Genomic DNA, 270 nt, shown 5'->3' with positions numbered 1-270 from the left:
AAAGTTGCTAACCGCAAGTAAGCGCCGACACACATAGAAGAGAGCGCCGTAAGGTGCTCTCTCCCTATTTATTAAAGGAGGTTCATCATGGTTTCAAAAAAAGCGGCGTTTTACAGTATGGCAATTCCAGCATTGCTCCTGTTTTTCGCTTTTCATACCTTTCCTGCGCTGCAAGGCATTTATTACGCATTCACGAATTGGGATGGGTATAGCGAAGGGTACGATTTTATAGGCTTTAAGAATTTTATCAACCTCTTTCAAGATGTCAAT

General features: G+C 41.9%; 1 pseudogene. It reads left to right on the top strand.

Annotated features, from left to right (window positions below):
* Positions 1-87: 87 nt before the first annotated feature.
* A pseudogene (locus tag KVT27_RS24770) lies at positions 88-270 on the top strand (sugar ABC transporter permease); the annotation flags it as partial.

It is taken from the genome of Lysinibacillus sp. GbtcB16, from assembly GCF_019091145.1.
In the GTDB taxonomy this organism is placed as follows: domain Bacteria; phylum Bacillota; class Bacilli; order Bacillales_A; family Planococcaceae; genus Lysinibacillus; species Lysinibacillus fusiformis.
The sequence above is the reverse complement of the archived record's forward strand: the minus strand, read 5'-3'. Positions and strand labels throughout refer to the sequence as shown.